At 51.6% G+C, this 19,798-nt stretch carries 16 protein-coding genes; 9 read left to right on the forward strand and 7 right to left on the reverse strand.

Translation table 11 applies throughout. The features are described from left to right. Positions 1–41 precede the first annotated feature (41 nt). From lon to EYZ66_RS06775, 5 genes are all read left to right on the forward strand, one after another. Positions 42–2,453, forward strand: a complete 2,412-nt coding sequence (lon, locus tag EYZ66_RS06755) for an endopeptidase La (protein WP_009575438.1) — start codon at positions 42–44, stop codon at positions 2,451–2,453. A gap of 197 nt (positions 2,454–2,650) precedes the next feature. Then, positions 2,651–2,944 carry an HU family DNA-binding protein gene (locus tag EYZ66_RS06760; RefSeq protein WP_158026999.1) on the forward strand — a complete coding sequence of 98 codons (294 nt, stop codon included), beginning with the start codon at positions 2,651–2,653 and terminating at the stop codon, positions 2,942–2,944. Between the two features lie 122 nt (positions 2,945–3,066). Further along, positions 3,067–4,941: a SurA N-terminal domain-containing protein gene (locus EYZ66_RS06765; protein WP_009575436.1), complete on the forward strand. Its 1,875-nt coding sequence runs from the start codon at positions 3,067–3,069 to the stop codon at positions 4,939–4,941. Positions 4,942–4,958: 17 nt separating this feature from the next. Beyond that, positions 4,959–6,146, forward strand: coding sequence for a phosphoglycerate dehydrogenase (locus EYZ66_RS06770; RefSeq protein ID WP_009575435.1), 1,188 nt, complete (start codon positions 4,959–4,961; stop codon positions 6,144–6,146). A 2-nt stretch (positions 6,147–6,148) separates the two neighbouring features. Then, positions 6,149–6,670 (forward strand): DUF1285 domain-containing protein, encoded by a 522-nt coding sequence (locus EYZ66_RS06775; protein ID WP_009575434.1) that lies wholly within the window; start codon positions 6,149–6,151, stop codon positions 6,668–6,670. Between the two features lie 18 nt (positions 6,671–6,688). Here the strand turns inward: EYZ66_RS06775 and EYZ66_RS06780 are convergent, their stop codons facing one another. After that, a complete protein-coding gene (locus EYZ66_RS06780; RefSeq protein ID WP_009575433.1) occupies positions 6,689–8,338 on the reverse strand; it encodes an electron transfer flavoprotein-ubiquinone oxidoreductase in 1,650 nt (549 codons plus the stop codon). A gap of 240 nt (positions 8,339–8,578) precedes the next feature. Here EYZ66_RS06780 and EYZ66_RS06785 point away from each other — a divergent pair, with 240 nt between their 5' ends. Further along, positions 8,579–9,331, forward strand: coding sequence for an electron transfer flavoprotein subunit beta/FixA family protein (locus EYZ66_RS06785; RefSeq protein ID WP_009575432.1), 753 nt, complete (start codon positions 8,579–8,581; stop codon positions 9,329–9,331). Next, on the forward strand, positions 9,328–10,257 hold the full coding sequence (locus EYZ66_RS06790) for an electron transfer flavoprotein subunit alpha/FixB family protein (RefSeq protein WP_009575431.1): 930 nt from the start codon (positions 9,328–9,330) through the stop codon (positions 10,255–10,257). The genes EYZ66_RS06785 and EYZ66_RS06790 overlap by 4 nt, the downstream gene beginning before the upstream one ends. A gap of 45 nt (positions 10,258–10,302) precedes the next feature. On the opposite strand, the gene EYZ66_RS06795 is transcribed toward EYZ66_RS06790, so the two are convergent. From EYZ66_RS06795 to EYZ66_RS06805, 3 genes are read right to left on the reverse strand one after another with little or no spacing between them, the layout of a single operon-like run. After that, the gene (locus tag EYZ66_RS06795) at positions 10,303–11,481 is read right to left on the reverse strand and encodes a cation:proton antiporter domain-containing protein (RefSeq protein ID WP_009575430.1); all 1,179 of its coding nucleotides are present in this window, start codon (positions 11,479–11,481) and stop codon (positions 10,303–10,305) included. A 59-nt stretch (positions 11,482–11,540) separates the two neighbouring features. Further along, positions 11,541–12,008 (reverse strand): DUF934 domain-containing protein, encoded by a 468-nt coding sequence (locus EYZ66_RS06800; protein WP_009575429.1) that lies wholly within the window; start codon positions 12,006–12,008, stop codon positions 11,541–11,543. After that, positions 11,992–13,650: a nitrite/sulfite reductase gene (locus EYZ66_RS06805; protein ID WP_009575428.1), complete on the reverse strand. Its 1,659-nt coding sequence runs from the start codon at positions 13,648–13,650 to the stop codon at positions 11,992–11,994. Before EYZ66_RS06805 ends, EYZ66_RS06800 begins: the two co-directional genes overlap by 17 nt. A 160-nt stretch (positions 13,651–13,810) precedes the next feature. Between EYZ66_RS06805 and EYZ66_RS14200 the strand changes: the two genes are divergently transcribed. Continuing rightward, positions 13,811–13,924 carry a hypothetical protein gene (locus tag EYZ66_RS14200; protein ID WP_009575427.1) on the forward strand — a complete coding sequence of 38 codons (114 nt, stop codon included), beginning with the start codon at positions 13,811–13,813 and terminating at the stop codon, positions 13,922–13,924. A 14-nt stretch (positions 13,925–13,938) separates the two neighbouring features. Here EYZ66_RS14200 and EYZ66_RS06810 read toward each other — a convergent pair whose 3' ends face one another. Both EYZ66_RS06810 and metH read right to left on the reverse strand, forming a co-directional pair. Continuing rightward, positions 13,939–14,169: a DUF2970 domain-containing protein gene (locus EYZ66_RS06810; RefSeq protein ID WP_235714717.1), complete on the reverse strand. Its 231-nt coding sequence runs from the start codon at positions 14,167–14,169 to the stop codon at positions 13,939–13,941. 9 nt (positions 14,170–14,178) lie between these two features. Further along, entirely contained in the window at positions 14,179–17,862 is a 3,684-nt protein-coding gene (metH, locus tag EYZ66_RS06815; protein ID WP_009575425.1) for a methionine synthase, read from the reverse strand. Positions 17,863–18,020: 158 nt separating this feature from the next. On the opposite strand from metH, the gene nfuA reads away from it, so the two are divergent. Further along, positions 18,021–18,596: a Fe-S biogenesis protein NfuA gene (gene nfuA, locus EYZ66_RS06820; protein ID WP_009575424.1), complete on the forward strand. Its 576-nt coding sequence runs from the start codon at positions 18,021–18,023 to the stop codon at positions 18,594–18,596. Positions 18,597–18,646: 50 nt separating this feature from the next. On the opposite strand, the gene EYZ66_RS06825 is transcribed toward nfuA, so the two are convergent. Continuing rightward, positions 18,647–19,726: a 3-deoxy-7-phosphoheptulonate synthase gene (locus EYZ66_RS06825; RefSeq protein ID WP_160195628.1), complete on the reverse strand. Its 1,080-nt coding sequence runs from the start codon at positions 19,724–19,726 to the stop codon at positions 18,647–18,649. Positions 19,727–19,798: the final 72 nt, after the last annotated feature.

Consider the following 19,798-nt stretch of genomic DNA (forward strand, 5'->3'; position numbering starts at 1 on the left):
CCCCATGAAATGGGGTATAACAACACCCTCGGAGCGATGCGATGTCTGTGTCTGACACTTTAACCCTGCCTTTGTTACCGCTGCGCGATGTCGTGGTTTATCCGCACATGGTGTTGCCATTGTTCGTAGGCCGTGAACGGTCTATTCAAGCGCTCGAGCATGCCATGAACAACGGCAAGCAAGTGCTGTTAGTCGCTCAGCGTGACTCGAACAAAGACGATCCCTCGCAGGAGGACCTATTTTCTGTCGGAACTGTCGCCACAATTCTGCAGTTGCTAAAGCTGCCTGACGGGACGATTAAAGTGCTGGTCGAGGGCGATTTTCGTGCCGCACTATCGGATGTGACTGACACTGAAGGTTACACCACAGCGACGTGTCGAGAGATCGCGAGCGAGGAGCCTGAAGATACAGAGGCGCAAGGATTAAATAAATCGACCTCGGAATTGTTCGAAAAATACGTGAACACCAGCAAAAAAGTGCCATCCGAAGTGTTGTCATCACTGGTCGGTATTGAGGAGCCTGGTCGTTTGATCGATACCATTGCGGCACATCTAGTCGTCCCTATCGAAGAAAAGCAGGCCTTGCTTGAATTGGCCTCTGTGACTCAGCGTGCCGCCCATTTGATGGGCCTTATGGACGCGGAACTCGATCTGTTTCAGGTGGAAAAACGCATTCGTGGTCGCGTAAAAAAGCAGATGGAAAAGTCTCAGCGCGAGTATTATTTGAACGAGCAGATGAAGGCTATTCAAAAAGAGTTGGGGGATTTAGATGATGCGCCCAACGAGATGGAAGAAATTCAGAAGAAAATCAAAGATGCTCGCATGCCGGAAGAGGCTCAAGCCAAGGTTGATGCCGAGCTTTCTAAGCTCAAAATGATGTCTCCCATGTCGGCCGAGGCTTCGGTTGTTCGAGGCTACATCGACTGGATGGTCAGTGTGCCGTGGTCCAAGCGCAGCAAAGTCAAGCACGATCTAAAGCGCGCTCAAGCCGTGCTTGACTCCGATCATTATGGACTCGAGGAAGTCAAAGACCGAATCTTGGAATATTTGGCAGTGCAAAAGCGAGTGCGCAAGGTCAAAGGCCCTGTGCTGTGTTTGGTTGGACCGCCAGGGGTAGGCAAGACTTCCTTGGGTGAATCGGTGGCGCGGGCCACAAATCGGAAGTTCGTGCGCATGGCGTTGGGCGGCGTTCGAGACGAGGCGGAAATTCGTGGACATCGCCGCACGTATATTGGTTCGATGCCCGGAAAGCTGCTGCAAAAAATGGCAAAGGCTGGGGTGAAAAACCCCCTGTTTCTGCTCGATGAAATCGATAAGATGGGAATGGATCATCGAGGCGATCCGGCCTCAGCGATGCTCGAGGTGTTGGACCCAGAGCAAAATCACGCCTTCAATGATCACTATCTGGAAGTCGACTACGATTTGTCAGACGTCATGTTTGTGTGCACTTCCAACAGCATGAACATTCCGGGGCCTTTGCTTGACCGCATGGAAGTCATTCGCATACCTGGATACACCGAGGATGAGAAGCTGAATATTGCACAGCGCTATTTGATTCCGAAACAGTTAAAGGTCAACGGTCTCAAAGACGGTGAAGTCGATATATCAGAGGGTGCCGTGCTGGGCATGATCCGGTACTACACCCGCGAAGCGGGCGTTCGAGCGCTTGAACGTGAAATTGCGAAACTAGCACGCAAGATTGTTAAGTCACATGCTCTAGGCCTCCACAAAGGCGCGCAGCACGTAACGGAGGAAGATCTCGAGACGTTACTAGGCGTTCGCAAGTACAACTACGGCGTGGCAGATGAAGAGAACAAAATTGGTCAGGTTACGGGGCTAGCTTGGACTTCGGTGGGAGGTGAACTACTCACAATTGAAGCAATGGCAGTGCCCGGTAAGGGCAGGCATGTGAAAACGGGGTCCCTGGGTGATGTGATGCAAGAGTCCATCGCCGCCGCCACAACGGTTGTGCGCAGCCGAGCACAAGGTTTAGGCATTCCCGCGACCTATTACGATAAACATGATCTGCATATCCATGTGCCCGAGGGTGCTACCCCGAAGGACGGGCCAAGTGCCGGTATAGCAATGTGCACGGCTTTAGTCTCTGTTGCGACGAGCATCCCTGTTCGCGCCGATGTAGCAATGACCGGCGAAATTACCCTGCGCGGAGAGGTTCTGCCCATCGGTGGCCTCAAAGAGAAGCTGTTAGCGGCTCGGCGGGGAGGTATCAAGACTGTGATCATTCCTGCGGAAAACGAGAGAAACCTGCAGGAAGTGCCTGATAATATTAAAGAAAGTTTGAATATCCACTGCGTGAAGTGGGTTGACGAGGTTCTTGATTTGGCGTTGGAGCGCCGTCCAGAACCTTTGACTGATGAGGCCTTCTTGGACTCGGTTGCGCAGCAGGTGCAAGATGAGAAAGTGTCAAATGGAGACAGAATTAAGCCTCATTAGCAGATCTTTGTTGACCCTGCTTAAGAAGCTGGTATAAAGTCGGGATGTGGTTGACACAAGCAGGAAAGCCGCGTCTTTCCTGAGTTTTAAGAATTTAGCAAGTGTTTTTTTGGCCTTGACATAGTGCCAATTGACTCGTCAAAAAGCACAAGCTAGCGTGATTACGGCGACCTGTTCGGGGCCGTTACTTTGAAGCAATCCATAAGGGGAACAGCGTGAATAAAAGTGAATTAATCGATGCCATCGCAGCATCAGCAGACATCTCTAAAGCATCAGCAGGTCGTGCGCTAGACGCGGTCGTTGAGTCTATTACGGGTGCCTTGCAAAAAGGTGACTCAGTCTCTTTGGTGGGTTTTGGCACCTTCCAAGTTAAGCCTCGTGCAGCTCGTACAGGTCGTAACCCGCAGACTGGTGCAGAAATTCAGATTGCGGCGGCCAACGTTCCAGGTTTTAAAGCAGGTAAAGCTTTAAAAGACGCTGTAAATAGCTAGTAACACCCCCTGCAAGCTTGGTATCCTACGCGCCTTCAGCGACGTGTGCGCCAAGCTTGTAAGTTTTTAGATGAAAGCGCACTTACAAGTGCGCTTTTTTTTGCTAATCGGATCAAAAAGTCATGCTTCAAGATATCAGAAATAGTACGCAAGGCCCTGTTTTTAAAGTAATTGTGGGGTTGATCGTCCTATCCTTTGCGCTGTTTGGCGTAGAGTCCATCCTGCTCGGTGGTAGTGATGACTCTGTTGCCCTTGTCAACGGCGATAAAATACGCGCGGTGGAAGTGCAACAGGCCGCAAACCGTCAGAAACAGCAAATTGCGGCCATGTTGGGAGAAAACTTCGATCCCAGTCTAATCGACGATGCGCAGCTGTCTGCTCGGGCATTGGAGGGGCTTGTCGGTAATAAACTTCAGCAGCAATGGGCTGAGTCTCTCGGTTTGACCGCATCTGATGTGCAACTAGGTGCTCAAGTTGCGGCAATCCCAGCCTTTCAGATAGACGGTAAATTTTCTGCTGAGCTCTACAAGCAATCGCTAGCAGCAGCGGGATTTACGCCGTTAACCTTCCGCGAGGCTCTGCGAGTTGACGAAATAGTCAAGCAGCTCAATGGTGGCTTGTTGGCCTCCGAGTTCGTGACTGGCGCCGAAGCCCGGGCGTTAGCGCGAGTCAATGGCGAGACACGGAGTGTGCGCTATGCCAAAGTTGCCGGGGATCGTTTTCAGAATACCGTCGAAATAACCCAAGATCAGATCCAAGCCTACTATGACTCGAATGCGGCTCAGTTCGTTTCGGAAGAGGCAGTGGTGCTTGATTACATCACATTGCGCGCCGATGATTTTGTAGAGCCAGTTGCTGAGGCAGATCTCAGGGCAGCCTATGAGCAAGAAATTTCGAGCTATGCCTACCAGGATGAAGCACGCGTATCACACATTCTGTTGATACAAGGGGATGACGAAGCCGATGAAGCGTACGCGCAGCGGATACAATCGGCACAAACAGCGCTAACCGACGGCGAAGCGTTTAGCGTCGTGGCAGAGCGTTTGTCCGATGATATTGGCTCAAGCAGTGACGGTGGTGATCTTGGATACACCGCCGGAGACGTATTTCCAGCCGAGATGGAGGAAGCCATCAAAGGGTTAGACATTAATGAAGTGTCGGGCCCTGTACTTACGGATGCGGGTACGCACTTGATTACAGTGACTGATCGCCGCTCCTCTGAACCTCCGAGTTTTATGGAAATGCGTTCGGAACTGGAGGCGAGTCTAAGCCAAGCAGATGCTCAGCGACGTTTGGTGTCACAAGTCGAAGCCTTGAAGGACTTAACTTACACTGCAACAGACTTACGAGAGCCCGCGCAAACTCTTGGTTTAGACGTTGTCCGATCGGGGCCCATAACGCGCCGTGGTGGGCAGGGTGTGCTGGGTGACGATCGCGTCATCGCGGCGGCCTTTTCCGATCTGGTGATCGAGGAGGGCTGGAGCGAAGTGATTGAAGTATCTGAGAATGCGTTTGTCGCTCTGAAGCTTGTCGAGCATCAGCCAGCTGCACCACAATCAATTGAGCAAGTGAGCGATCGAATTGTGAGTGTCCTTACTGCACAGGCAGAAGAGGAAGCATTGCGCGCATTTGGTAATGAGCTGCTGGATCAGTTGGCGGGCGGTCGTACCATCGAGGATATAGCGCAAGAGCACAACCTCGAGTGGCAGGTTGCGCTGCAGTCTCGACGCGGCAGTGCAGACATCCCACGGCAATGGCAAGCCAATATCTTTGCTGAGTCGTCCACTGGTTTGCCCAGACGAAACTTTGCGGTGGGCGACAACGGTGATGCTCTTTTATACGAAGTTTTCGCCGTGCAGGCCGGTGACGAAGAAGCTCTGCCTGAAACCCTGTTTGCGGCGATGAAGAGCCGCCAATTGCGCGGACTGCAAACCGCATTGCAGCGAGGTCTGTCAGAGACGCTTCGCGACAATGCCGATATCGAAATTTATCAGTAAAGTGAGGATCTGGCTTTATGCCTTTTAAATTGTTAACCCTAAACGCTATTTCCGTTAAGGGCTTAGACCGCCTACCGCGTGACAGTTACGAAATCGCTAGTGAATTTAGTGCACCAGACGCGATTTTGTTGCGCAGCCACAAATTGCAGCCGACTGAGATCGCACCATCTGTGCTGGCTATTGGCCGTGCAGGGGCGGGTACCAACAATATCCCCATCGACTACTGCTCGTCTAAAGGCATTCCGGTATTCAACTCTCCAGGCGCTAATGCCAATGCCGTTAAAGAGCTCGTTGCGGCAGGTTTGCTGTTGGGTTCAAGAGGCATTGTCGAGGGAGTTCAGTGGGTCAATACCCTAACGGACCACAATGACAAAGCCGCACTGAACACCTTGCTCGAAGCACAGAAAAAGCAGTTCAAAGGGTCAGAAATACAGGGCCGTACACTGGGTGTTGTTGGACTGGGCGCGATTGGGTCTTTGGTTGCCGATATGGCCTTGCAGCTAGGTATGAACGTTATTGGCTATGATCCAGCGCTGTCGGTTGAAGCTGCGTGGCGTTTGAGCAGTCAGGTGCAGCGGGCTGAGAATTTGTCGAGCTTATTCGCACGCAGCGACTTTATTACCTTGCATTTGCCTGTGTTGGATTCTACTCGAGATTTAGTGAATGCCGAGCTGCTTGGCGCAGTCAAACCGGGTACCAAATTGCTTAATTTTGCACGACAAGAGATTGTGCACGAAGAGTCTTTGATTGCGGCTTTAGAAAGTGGCAATCTAGCGGCGTATATTGCAGATTTCCCGACCCCTGCACTTATTGGTCGAACCGACGTTATTCTGATGCCACACATCGGCGCGTCTACCGATGAGGCTGAAGATAACTGTGCCATCATGGCCGCCGAGCAGCTTAAAGACTTCCTGGAAAACGGCAATATTAAAAACTCAGTCAACTTTCCATCGCTGAGCCTTGAACGTACTGCGGGTTGCCGTATTTCGGTAACCAATAACAATGTGCCTAAAATTCTGGGGAGTGTGCTATCGGTCTTGGCTGATGCTGATATTAATGTCGCCGACATGCTCAACAAAAGTCGCGGCGAGTTGGCATACAACTTGATTGACGTCGAAACCTGTCCTGATGAGTCGACGCTTGCTCGGATTCAGTCAATAGAAGGCGTAGTGAACGTCCGATTGATTGGGCCTCCACGCACTTAGCAATGAGCGACTTCTATCAACGCATTGAAGGGCAGCTGGGCAGCGAGACCCTGCCGCCCCTTGATCGTTGGTCTCCCGACCTGTCGGGTGACATCGATATTCGCATCGACTCTCAAGGCAGGTGGTTCCACGAGGGCAGGCCAATCGAGCGTGCCTCTTTGGTTGCACTGTTTGCGCGTATCCTGAGGCGTGAAGCAGATGGGCATTACTACTTACTCACACCTTACGAAAAGTGGCGCATTCTAGTCGAGGAGCATCCCCTTAGAATTATCGCGGTAGAGCAGGGTGCGGATGAGGGCTCACAGTGTATTGTCGTCGTTGCGAATAACGGTGTCCGCTATGCCGTATCGTCCAAGTACCCAATGTGCTTGTGCCCGAATGATGAAGGGGCTTTTGTGCAGCTAGATCACGGTATAACGGCCAAGCTGGAACGACCTGCATGGTATCAGTTGTGCGAATGGGTTCAGAGTGATGACCAGGGTTTGTATCTTGCCAGTGCGGGGGACGTGTTCCGCCTGAGTTGACAGGCGGAACTGACATGTCTACATGTTGGGGTAGTTCGGTCCGCCAAAGCCCTCAGGCGTTACCCAAGTGATGTTCTGCGCGGGATCCTTGATATCGCACGTTTTGCAATGAACACAGTTTTGAGCGTTGATCTGAAAGCGTTTGCCATCGGAGTCCTCGACAATTTCGTAAACGCCCGCGGGACAGTAGCGCTGCGCTGGCTCGTCGTACATCGGCAGATTTTGCGCGAGTGGAATAGTCGAGTCTTTGAGTCGCAAGTGGCAGGGTTGGTCTTCTTCATGATTCGTGTTCGACAAGAACACCGAACTCAAACGATCGAAGCTCAGGGTATTATCTGGCTTGGGATAGGTGATTTTCTTGCATTGGGCCGCCGGCTTGAGCGCTGCGTGATCAGGCGTCGTGTCGTGGACCGTAAACGGGAGTTTGCCGCCGAAGATGGATTGATCAATCCAAACGAACGCGGCTCCAATCAGACTGCCAAACTTGTGCATAAACCCGCTAAAGTTGCGCGTCGTATACAGCTCTTCATGTAGCCACGAGTTCTTCATGGCAGTCTCGAAATCGACCAAGTCGCTCGCTGGCGACTCGGTTTGTAGTGCTGCTACGATGGTTTCGGCAGCTATCATGCCACTCTTCATGGCGGTGTGGTTGCCTTTGATCTTGACCGAGTTCAAGGTGCCAGCATCGCAGCCAATAATCAGGCCGCCTGGGAAGTGCATTTTGGGTAGGCTATTCAAGCCGCCTTTGGCAATTGCGCGCGCGCCGTAAGCAATTCGGGTGCCGCCCTGCAGGTATTTGGCCGTCTCTGGATGGTGCTTCCAGCGCTGAAACTCTTCGTATGGACTTACGTGCGGGTTGCTATAGCTCAGGTCGGTGATCAAGCCGATGTACACTTGGTTGTTATCGGCATGATACAAAAATGCGCCGCCGCTTGAGCCGCTTTCCGATAAGGGCCAGCCGATACCGTGAATGACTTTACCTTCTTCGTGCTGGTCGGCTGGGATTTCCCAGATTTCTTTAATACCTATGCCGTAGTGTTGCGGATCTTTACCTTCACTGAGGTTAAATTGTTCGATCAGCTGTTTGCCTAAGTGTCCTCTGCAGCCTTCTGCGAACAAGGTATATTTGGCGTGAAGCTCCATACTGGGCACGAAACTGTCTTTTTGTTCTCCTTCGGCGGAAACTCCCATCTCACCAGTGGCGATACCCTTTACACTGCCGTCTTCGTGGTAAAGGATTTCTGCCGCGGTGAAGCCGGGGTAAATTTCGACCCCGAGTCCTTCGGCTTGTTCTGCTAGCCAGCGACAGACATTGCCCATAGAAACGATGTAGTTGCCATCGTTGTGAGTGGGTTTCGGAATCGCGAATCCTGGAAGTTTTATGGCAGACTGCTGGCTGGTGTAAAAGTAGAAGGTGTCTTCTGTTACCTTGCTGTTAACGGGTGCCCCCATAGATTGCCAATCTGGGAATAACTCATCGAGTGCGCGAGGTTCTAAGACGGCGCCCGATAAAATGTGGGCACCAACTTCCGACCCCTTTTCTACGACACACACAGTAATTTCTTGCTCAGACTCCTGGGCTAACTGCATAATGCGGCACGCTGCGCTCAGACCACTGGGGCCAGCACCAACGATGACGACATCAAATTCCATAGATTCGCGTTCCATATCCTGTCCTCTTACGCTTGGGTATCGGAAGTGTTTTTTTGTTGTAAATGCATTAACATACTCGAAGTTCGATTATATCGACTTAGAGGTTGATGTACATCGTCTATTTAGTTGCATTTTACGACACATAGGGTCCCAGGTGGTTGACCTTTGCGGCCCTTAGCGGCATTCTAGCCGCCCGATACGCCGCCATGGCCATGTGCTGTGGCATTTATTGAACGAGCAAATATTGGAGAATCCATGAAGGTTCTTGTCGCGGTTAAACGCGTTGTCGACTACAACGTTAAAGTGCGCGCCAAAGCAGACGGTTCAGATGTAGATTTGAACAATGTCAAGATGGCGATTAATCCATTCTGTGAAATTGCGGTAGAAGAAGCGGTTCGCCTGAAAGAAGCGGGCGTAGCCACCGAAGTCGTCGCAGTTTCTGTCGGTCCCAAAGCTTGCCAAGAGCAGTTGCGTACAGCACTGGCTTTAGGCGCAGACCGTGCTATTCAAGTTGAGGTGGATGGCGTTGTCGAGCCATTGGTCGTCGCTAAACTGTTGAAAGGCGTGGTCGAGAAAGAAGCGCCTCAGTTGGTTATTTTGGGCAAGCAGTCGATTGACGGTGACAATAACCAAACTGGCCAGATGTTGGGCGCTTTGACCAATATGGCACAAGGTACGTTTGCGTCTGAAGTGAAAGTTGATGGTGACAGCGTCACAGTGACTCGCGAGATCGATGGTGGTTTGCAAACCGTTAAGCTGGCTTTGCCTGCGATTGTCACTACCGATTTGCGCTTGAATGAGCCTCGCTACGCTTCTTTGCCTAACATTATGAAGGCGAAGAAAAAGCCACTAGACGTCCTGACTGCCGACGATTTAGGTGTTGCAGTGACGACGCATGTCACTCAGGTCAAGGTCGAGCCACCAGCCGAACGTCAGGCGGGCATTAAAGTAGAAGACGTCGCAACCCTTGTTGATAAGCTGAAAAATGAAGCGAAGGTGATAGCATGAGTACCTTAATTTTAGCAGAACACGATAACGATACTCTCAAGGCAGCGACCTTGTCTGCCGTCACTGCCGCGACCCAACTGGGTGGCGACGTTGCTGTTCTAATCGCAGGTGCAAACTGCGGTGCGGCAGCTGAGCAAGCCGCAGCGGTAGCGGGTGTCAATAAAGTATTGGTCGCGGATAATGCGGCTTACGCAAATCAGCTTGCGGAAAACGTCAGTTTGCTGGTTGCAGAGCTCGCGGCCGGTTATGACAACATCATTGCTGCGGCGACGACCTCGGCAAAGAACATTATGCCGCGAGTGGCCGCCCTGCTAGACGTTGCACAGATTTCTGAAATCATGTCGGTGGAATCGTCAGACACGTTCAAGCGTCCAATTTACGCAGGTAACGTGATTGCGACAGTGCAGTCGTCAGATGCGAAAAAAGTGATCACGGTACGTGGCACATCGTTCGACGCTGCGCCTGCAGAGGGTGGTAGCGCTTCCGTTGAAGCGGTAGCCAGCGTTCATGACGCCGGTATATCGAGCTTCGTGGGTGAAGAAGTCGCGGTGTCTGATCGTCCGGAACTCACTGCCGCATCGGTTGTTATCTCGGGTGGTCGTGGCATGCAGAATGGCGAAAACTTCCAGCTGTTAGATGGTATTGCCGATAAGCTGGGTGCCGCCATTGGTGCGTCTCGTGCAGCGGTTGACGCAGGCTTTGTACCGAACGACATGCAGGTCGGTCAAACGGGTAAAATCGTCGCGCCGGATCTTTACATTGCAGTGGGTATCTCTGGCGCGATTCAGCACCTAGCGGGTATGAAAGACTCGAAAGTCATCGTCGCTATTAACAAGGACGAAGATGCACCTATTTTCCAGGTTGCGGACTATGGTCTTGTGGCGGACTTGTTTACAGCCTTGCCTGAACTCGAAGCTGCCATTTAAGGTCTAGCAAGTTCACTAAAACCCAGCCAGAGGCTGGGTTTTTTTTTAGTCTCGTCGCAACTCGTCAGATATTGCAATCGGGGTAGGGAAGTTCAATATTACGATGTAGGATGACACCAGCAAGGTCAGGATACTGACCGCCTGAATGACAACGGCGCCCTCTACAGAGAGCAGGCCCTGCGCGAGTGCCACGTAGCCAATAAGCAAAGAAAACTCGCTGGCTTGTCCCAACCGAAAGCCCATGTTCCAGGCTAAGGATTTTTTCTCGCTCACGCTCCCTAGTAAAATACGGTAAACGAGAGGCTTAAACAGTAATACACCCGCACTCAATACCAGCACTGCGCCCATGACATCAGGAAGTGCTGCAATTTCTAAGCGGGCACCCACCGAGAAGAAAAACAGGACCAAAAAGAAATCGCGCAAGGGTTTTAAGCTAATGGCGATAAATTGTGAGATAGGACTCGTCGCCACAGTAACCCCCGCGACAAACGCCCCAATCTCAGCACTGAGGCCAATAGCGGACGATAGCTCGGCAACCCCGAGACACCAGCCAATCGCCATCAAAAACAAGTACTCTTGGAAGCGGTCGAAGCGAGCCAGGAGCGGCAATACCAGCCAACGGACACAGGCGTAACAGGCACCAATCAGTAGCGGTAAGCCTAGGGTTGGTCTGAGGATCGCGCTGGCTAGTTGGCCTTCCTCGGCGCTACCGCCTATCGCGTTCAGCGCGATGAGTACCATAATGGCGATGATATCTTGCAGTAGTAAAAGGCCAATCATCATTTCACCAATGTGCCGATGATGTAAAACCGTGGTGGGGAGCAATTTGATGCCGATGATGGTTGATGAAAACATCATGGCTGCGCCAATAACGGCGGCTTCTGTTAGTTCAAAGCCAAACAGACTTGCTAAGAAGGCTGAACTGGCGAAGAACGCGATGGAACTTGCTATGGCGACCGGCGTGCTTTTTTTCAACGTGGCGATTAGGGCCGAGGGTTGCATATCTAAACCCAGCAAAAAGAGCAGGAAAATAATGCCAATATGGGCAATATCTTCGAGTAAGCTTAAATCGTTCACCAGCTCAAAGCCGGAGGGCCCGAGAAGTCCGCCCAAGACGATGTAAGCGATGATGAGCGGTTGTCGTGTGTATAAGGCAATCGTTGCTAGGACCGCCGCCCCGCTAAAAATAAGAAAAAACGAAAACGTTAAGCTCTGGGCGTCCATAACTCGGATGTCAAAAGACTGAGCCGCCAGTTTAGACGGCTTTAAAAGGTTTCTCTAGTCTAGTTCGGTCGTCTTCGAAATAAAGGCAGTGGCTGGCGGGCGTCGCCCTGATAGACCTCTTGGCAGTGAGCCAGCCGAAGTTGCGCCACCTTTGCGTGGTGCTCGCTTTGAAATTCAAACGCATTGAAGCCACACCGCGAGAGGTACTCGATTTGATCGAGAATGAACGCGCCTGTGGCTTGAAGGGTGCCCGTATAGCCTCGTTCTCGTAACTCACGTGCGGTTGAAAATCCGCGCCCGTCTGTAAACACGGGGAATTGTATTTCGATGACCTGTAGTTTGTGGAGTTGAGTGAGTAGGGCGCTAAAGTCCTCGCCCGGAGCTACAGTCACACGAGTGGGCTTGATGTCTGCGGCAATCCAATCAGTCAAGTTGGGTGCTGCTGCATGAGGTTCTGTTGCAGAGGGGTCAAACACACTGAAGTGATACGGGTCAGCGTGGGTTGCGGTGTTAGTGAGATGTTGCATAGACAGCCTCTTTAAATGGATCAATTCCAATTCGGTCGTACGTTTGCAGGAAGGTCTCTTCGTCTAAACGCGCTTCGACATAAACATTCAAAATCTTTGCGATGACATCGGGCATATCCTCCGCGCCAAACGAGGGGCCGAGGATTCTGCCAATCGATGCGTCACGGCCTTGGCGGCCACCAAGGGCCACTTGGTAGAATTCGCGCCCTTTTTTATCAACACCTAAAATGCCGACATGGCCAATATGATGGTGGCCGCAGGCGTTCATACAGCCGCTAATATTCAGTTCAATCGGCCCTAAATCGTAGACGTAGTCGAGGTCATCGAACCGTGCTTGAATGGCTTGTGCAATGGGTATTGATTTGGCGTTTGCCAGAGAGCAAAAGTCACCTCCAGGGCAGCAGATCATATCGTGTAATGTACCGATCACGGGTGCGGCTAGCTCATGTACCTGCAGTGCTTGCCACAGTTCGTAGAGTTGTCTTTGTGGGACATCGGCAAGCACGATGTTTTGTTGGTGCGTTGTTCGCAATTCTCCAAAGCTGTAGCGATCGGCCAGATCGGCAAGTGCGTCTAGCTGCATGTGAGTAACGTCGCCTGGTGCTATACCCGCACTTTTCAGAGCGATGTTGACGATGCGATATCCTGGCTGGCGATGTGCGAGGGTGTTTTTCTCGAACCAACGCGCGAAAAGACGATTCTCGTTCAGTCGTGCCTCCAGCTCTGCTGGTAGCTGGGTGTCAAAGGATTGGTAGTCGGGTGCTGAGAAATACGAACTCACTCGCGCCAGCTCGGACTCAGTGATTTGTAACTCGGATTGCTTTTTTAACGCCCATTGCGCGTCAACCTTGGCGCCGAATGCTTCGACGCCCATCGCTTTAGCAAGGATCTTTATGCGCGCTTTGTATTTGTTGTCACGCCGCCCGAACTGGTTGTAGACGCGAACGACGGCCTCGAGATAGCTGATTAGGTCTTCAGATGGGAGATTGGCCTTTAGTAATGAGCCGATAATGGGGGTCCGACCCAAGCCACCACCGACGTAAATATCGGCGACCACGCCTTGATCACAGCGCTTTAGCTCGATGCCGACGTCATGCGCCAAAATGGCTGCGCGATCGGTGGCATTGGCGGAAATAGCGATCTTAAACTTACGCGGCAAAAAGGCGAACTCGGGATGCAATGTACTCCACTGGCGCAAGATTTCGCAGTAAGGGCGGGGGTCGAGCTGTTCGCCCTCTATCACACCGGCGAATTGATCGGTCGTAATATTTCGAATGCAGTTTCCACTGGTCTGAATGGCGTGCATTTGTACTTTTGCAAGGTCAGCCAATATGTCGGGGACTCGCTCTAACTCAGGCCAGTTAATTTGTATGTTCTGACGCGTACTGATGTGTGCGTAACCGCGATCGTACTTGCGGGTGATCTCTGCGACTGCCCGCAGCTGATCACTGCTGATCATCCCGTAAGGTACGGCAATACGCAGCATGGGGGCGTGCCGTTGAATGTACAGCCCATTTTGTAATCGCAAGGGTTGATATTCCTCAGCACTGAGTGCACCGCTCAAGAAACGCTGAGTTTGATCTCTAAATTGCGCCACCCGCTGGTCAACGATTGCTTGATCGTAGTGATCGTATTGATACATGCTCGATATCCACTTATAAGCTGAGGTGCGGACTCTAGCAAAGAATTGAGCGGGTGAATTAGTTTAGTTTTTTCTATGCTTAGAACCGTTTTGTAGCAGTAGTCAGTGATAGCTGAAAACCCTATAATGTCGCTTCTAATGGTTACTTATGGAGAAGACGATGTCTGATATGGAAAGAGAAGAGGACGGGCGCGCTGACGCAATAGCAGCGACTGCGATCATCGGTTTGGTGGTGTTTGCTTTGTTTATGTGGCTGTCAGGAATGCCTTCTTGATACCGCGCGTTTGGCTAGCGCCCAGCGCTAGCCAAAACCATCTGCACGACACCGTAAACACCGCCGATAAAAATAACCGTAAATATAAGCCCAGCGAAGAAAAAAACTTTAGCGCTTCCTTGGTTGAAATCACGCTCTCTATTTTTGCTACTCTGCACGCCTAAACCTGCCGCAAAAACGCTTCTTACGATGTCCCACAAGCCCATTTTATCCTTCTGTGCTGGTGTATTTTCCTGATCTGTCACGTGCATTCCTTATTTATAAGCCAGGTTGGGGCGTAACCATTGCTCAATTGTGGCGACACTTTCTTTTTTACGCAATGCCAAACTTTCGACTTGCTCTTGAGATATTTTGCCGACATTGAAATAGCGCGTTTCCGGGTTGGCAAAATAATAGCCGCTGACTGCCGCCGTTGGCGTCATCGCATAGCTGTCTGTTAACTCAACACCGCACAGTTCTGTTGCCTTAAGTAAACGAAATAGGGTGTCTTTCTCTGAGTGATCAGGGCAGGCTGGATAGCCAGGCGCTGGCCGGATACCTTGATACTGTTCTTTTATGAGCTGCGCATTGTCTAGGTCTTCATTCGGGGCATAGGCCCACAGTGTCGTGCGAACGTGTTGATGCATATACTCGGCGAGCGCCTCGGCCAATCGATCAGCTAGCGCCTTAACCATAATGCTGTTGTAATCATCGCCGTCGGCCTCGTATGCTTTAGCTCGCTCATCAATGCCGTGCCCGGTCGTCACACAAAACCCGCCCAGATAGTCGTGTAAATCATTGCCTTGAGGTGGGAGAAAATCTGCGAGCGAGTAGGTCGGCTTGCTATCGTCACCCGGGTTTGCCTGCTGCCGAACTTGATGCAATACCTCCTGTACTTGTGTCCGGGTGTCGTCGGTGTAGAGGACGATATCATCTCCCAGACTTGAGGCTGGCCAAAACCCCACGACGGCCTTGCCCGTACTCCATTCTTCTCGAACCATTTGCTCCAGCATGGCTCGCGCGTCTTGGTAAAGCAACGTTGCTTGTTCACCGACGATCTCATCGTCCAGTATGGCCGGGAATTTGCCGGCCAGCTCCCAAGTCAAAAAGAAGGGCGTCCAGTCGATATAGGGCACTAAATCTGCGAGTGGGACTTCTATGGCTTGTGTCCCAAGGTAGCTTGGCTTGGTCGGTGCGTACTCAGCCCAATTCGGTTGGAAACGACGTCTCAGTGCTTCCGAGTACGTCAACGCAGGTTTTAGCGGCTGGCGGTTAGCAACACGCTCTCGTACAGTTTCGTATTCCTGCGCGAGATTCCGCTGGAAAGAAGGCTTTTGTTCGCCGAGTAAGGCGGTTGCCACGGATACGCTACGTGAAGCATCGGGAACGTAGACCGCAACATCGTTTTGATACTGAGGTGCAATCTTAACAGCGGTGTGCGCTTTTGATGTCGTGGCGCCACCGATCATCAAAGGAATATTGAAGCCTTGCCTCTGCATTTCAGAGGCGACGTGAGCCATTTCATCTAAGGAGGGCGTGATGAGCCCACTCAAGCCGATAATGTCGACCTGGTGCTCTCTGGCGGCTTGAAGAATGGTTTCGCAATGCACCATGACACCTAAGTCAATGACTTCGAAGTTGTTGCACTGCAGAACCACACCCACAATATTTTTGCCAATATCGTGCACATCGCCTTTGACGGTAGCCATTAATATTTTGCCGTTGCTGCCGCTACCCTCGGTTTTTTCCGCTTCAATAAAAGGCTGCAAGTAAGCGACAGCTTGCTTCATGACTCGTGCGCTTTTCACGACTTGCGGCAAAAACATTTTGCCCTCGCCAAACAAATCGCCCACCACATTCATACCGTCCATTAAGGGTCCCTCGATCACCTCGATGGGGCGGCTGAAAGCTTGACGTGCCTCTTCGGCATCCTCAATAACGTAAGTATTAATACCTTTGACGAGTGCGTGTTCGATACGTTTGGCAACGGGCCATGTGCGCCATTCTAGATCTTCGACCTTTTTTGTCGCTGCACCATCACCACGATATTCTTCGGCGATATCCAGAAGTCGCTCAGTGGCATCGTCTCGTCGATTCAAGATAACGTCCTCGACGGCTTCTTTGAGGGCGGCCGGCAACTCGTCGTAGACGGCCAGTTGCCCAGCATTGACGATTCCCATATCGAGCCCAGCTTTGATCGCGTGGTACAAGAAGACTGAGTGGATAGCTTCACGAACAGGATTATTGCCCCGGAACGAGAACGAAACGTTACTCACGCCCCCAGACACCATGGCGCCCGGCAGGTTTTGTTTGATCCAGCGCGTTGCCTCGATAAAATCGACAGCGTAGTTGTTGTGCTCGTCGATACCCGTTGCAACTGCAAAGATATTGGGGTCAAAAATGATGTCGTTTGGATTGAAGCCCAGCTCCTCGGTCAAGAGGGTATAGGACCGCTGACAGATTTCCGTCTTGCGCTCAAACGTGTCTGCCTGCCCATCTTCGTCAAATGCCATTACCACAACAGCGGCACCAAAGCGCTGACACAAACGGGCTTTCTCTAGGAACTCAGCAACACCTTCTTTCAGACTGATTGAGTTGACGATGCATTTTCCCTGAACACATTTCAGGCCCGCTTCGATGGCGTCCCAGCGAGATGAGTCAAGCATGAAGGGGACTCGGCTGATTTCGGGCTCGGATGCGGCCAAATTCAAAAAGGTTACCATGGCTTTTTGAGCGTCGAGCATGCCCTCATCCATGTTGATGTCGATAATTTGGGCTCCGTCTTCGACTTGGGTTCGCGCTACAGCCAGAGCATCTTCATATTGCTCGTTGATAATAAGACGCTTAAACGCTGCCGAGCCGGTGACGTTACACCGCTCGCCAACGTTGACAAACAGAGACTCCGCCGTAATGTTGAACGGTTCAAGTCCACTTAAATAGCAACCGGGCTCGAGTTTTGGCAGCTCTCTAGGTTTGGCTGAGCCAACCGCCTCGGCGATTGCTTTGATGTGCTCGGGACGAGTACCACAGCACCCGCCAACCAGATTCAAAAACCCACGCTGAGCAAAATCTTGAAGGTCAGCAAACATGTCTTCGGGCGTTTCATCATATTCGCCGAACGCGTTGGGAAGACCGGCATTGAAATGACCGCTGAAATAGCAATCCGCGGCGTTGGCTAGGGCTTCGACATAAGGACGTACTTCTTTAAACCGTCGACCGCAATTCGTGCCGACAATTAAAGGTTTGGCATGTGCTATAGAATTCCAAAAGGCCTCGGCGGTTTGTCCCGATAAAATGCGTCCGCTCGTGTCGGGGAACGTGACCGAGAGCATGATAGGCCGTTTGATGCCGGTCACGCCAAAGGCGGCCTCTACCGCAAACAATGCGGCTTTGGCATTTAAGGTGTCAAAGATCGTCTCGATCATAATGATATCGACGCCTTCCTCGAGCAGTGCGACAGCAGCGACACGGTAATCTTGCACTAAACTGTCGTAATCGATATTTCGAGCACCGGGGTCGTTAACATCGGGCGAAATAGAAGCGGTGCGGGGTGTCGGCCCAAGAATTCCAGCGACATAGCGCGGCTTGTCGGGTGTGAGGGCGCTATAATGGTCCGCAGCTTCGCGAGCAAGTCGCGCCGCCGCACGATTGAGTTCGTCGGCCAAAGACTCTAGCCCGTAGTCGCTTTGGGCTACCGCGGTGGAATTGAAACTGTTGGTTTCGATGAGATCCGCGCCCGCTTCAAGAAACGCCTTGTGAATGTCGATAATAAGATCGGGACGCGTCAGGCAAAGTAGGTCGTTATTGCCTTTTAGGTCACCGTTGAAGTCAGCGAAGCGTGAGCCTCGATAGTCGGACTCTGCGAGCTTGTAACCTTGAATCATCGTACCCATAGCGCCATCGATGATCAGGATGCGTTCTTGTAAGGCTTGTTCTAGAGTAGGGCGTTGAATAGGCATGTCGAACTCGTCTAATGATACGGCGCGGAGTCTACCAGATTTGGCTGTATGATGGACGGTCGAATCGCAATATTTAGCCCGACGCAACAAGTTTTGTTCCAATTCTATCGGGCTTCTTGTTAAAATACCTGAGTAATTTGCTAAGGATAACCAGCTGTATGTTTACGATCACTGAATCGGCCCAGAATTACCTTGCCGAGTTGCTCTCTAAGCAAGACGGCGTATTAGGCGTTCGCGTTTTCATTAATCAACCCGGCACGCCTAAAGCCGAGACCTGCATTGCCTACTGCCGCGAAGACGACATCAAGGAGGGCGATGAAGAGCAGCGTTTTGGTCCGATTACCGCTTTCGTTGAAAGTCGTAGCGTGCCTTTTTTGGAAGACGCACTGGTCGATTACAACAAAGACCGTATGGGCGGCCAGCTCACCATCAAAGCTCCCAATGCCAAACTGCCCAGGGTAAGCGATGACAGCCCTATTGAGGACCGTATCAACTACATTTTGTACAACGAGGTGAATCCTGCGTTGGCCGCGCACGGCGGCGAGGTGTCGCTTGTCGAAATCACAGAGGACCAAATAGCGATTTTACAATTCGGTGGCGGTTGCCAAGGCTGTGGTATGGTCGACCAGACGTTAAAGGGCGGTGTTGAAAAAAGTCTTTTGGAGCAAGTGCCCGAACTCCGGGGCGTTCGCGACGTGACAGACCACTCGGATCGTTCTCAGGCTTACTATTGATTATTAAGCGAATACTCGAAGACGGGGCGACATGAGTCGCCCCGTTTTTTTTAGTTCGCTGATCGACGGCCAGGGAGGGTGCTTTTGATCATTTCGCGCAGATTGAGCAGAGCTGTCTCGGTCGTTTCCCAATCGATGCAGCCGTCGGTAATCGATACACCGTATTCCAGTTGACTTAAGTCTTCGGGCATACTCTGGTTGCCGGCTTTGATGTGACTCTCGATCATCAGTCCCGTGATCGATTGGTTGCCATCTGCAATCTGGTGGCCAATGTTTTCGAGTACTAAGGGTTGCAGTTCCGGTTTTTTGCTGGAATTCGCATGACTGCAGTCGATCATAATGTTGCGTGGCAATCCAGCCTTCTCTAGGGCTTGCTCTACCAAAGCAACATGCACCGAGTCGTAGTTTGGGCCGTCACTCCCGCCGCGCAGTACTACGTGGGCGTAGGGGTTGCCCGAGGTGGTAATGACAGACACGCGACCGTCGCCCGACAGACCGAGAAAACGGTGAGGTTTTGCGGCAGACTTGATGGCATTGGTGGCGACCTCGATACCGCCGTCGGTACCATTTTTGAAGCCTACAGGGCTGCTGAGACCACTGGCCATTTCTCGGTGGGTCTGGGATTCGGTTGTGCGAGCACCAATGGCCGACCAAGAAATTAAGTCCTGCAGATACTGCGGCGAGATTGGGTCGAGTGCCTCTGTTGCTGTGGGTAGACCAGACTCCAGTATATCTAACAACAACTTACGACCAATTTTTAATCCATCTTCTATAGCAAAAGAGTCGTCCAAATACGGGTCGTTGATTAAACCTTTCCAGCCCACTGTAGTGCGCGGCTTTTCGAAATACACACGCATAACAATGTAAAGTGTATCGGATACCTCATCCGATAGCGCCTTGAGGCGTGTTGCGTAGTCTAAAGCCGCTTTGGTGTCATGGATCGAGCAGGGCCCAACGACGACGAATAGGCGTTGGTCTTTGCCATCGAGTATATCTCTAATGACCTGGCGAGACTCGGCAACTTGTGCATAAGCCGCCTCTGACGCGGGCACGGATTTTTTAAGATCCTGTGGTGTAATCAGAAGACTTTGTGATTCGATATTGATATCTTGAATGGCAATTTTTTTCATGAAACAAACCCGGTGTACACAGAGGTGCACTCTTTGATGTATTAAGGGCGCGAATTCTACCGATTTACAGCA

The organism is Aequoribacter fuscus, from assembly GCF_009910365.1.
Lineage (GTDB): Bacteria > Pseudomonadota > Gammaproteobacteria > Pseudomonadales > Halieaceae > Aequoribacter > Aequoribacter fuscus.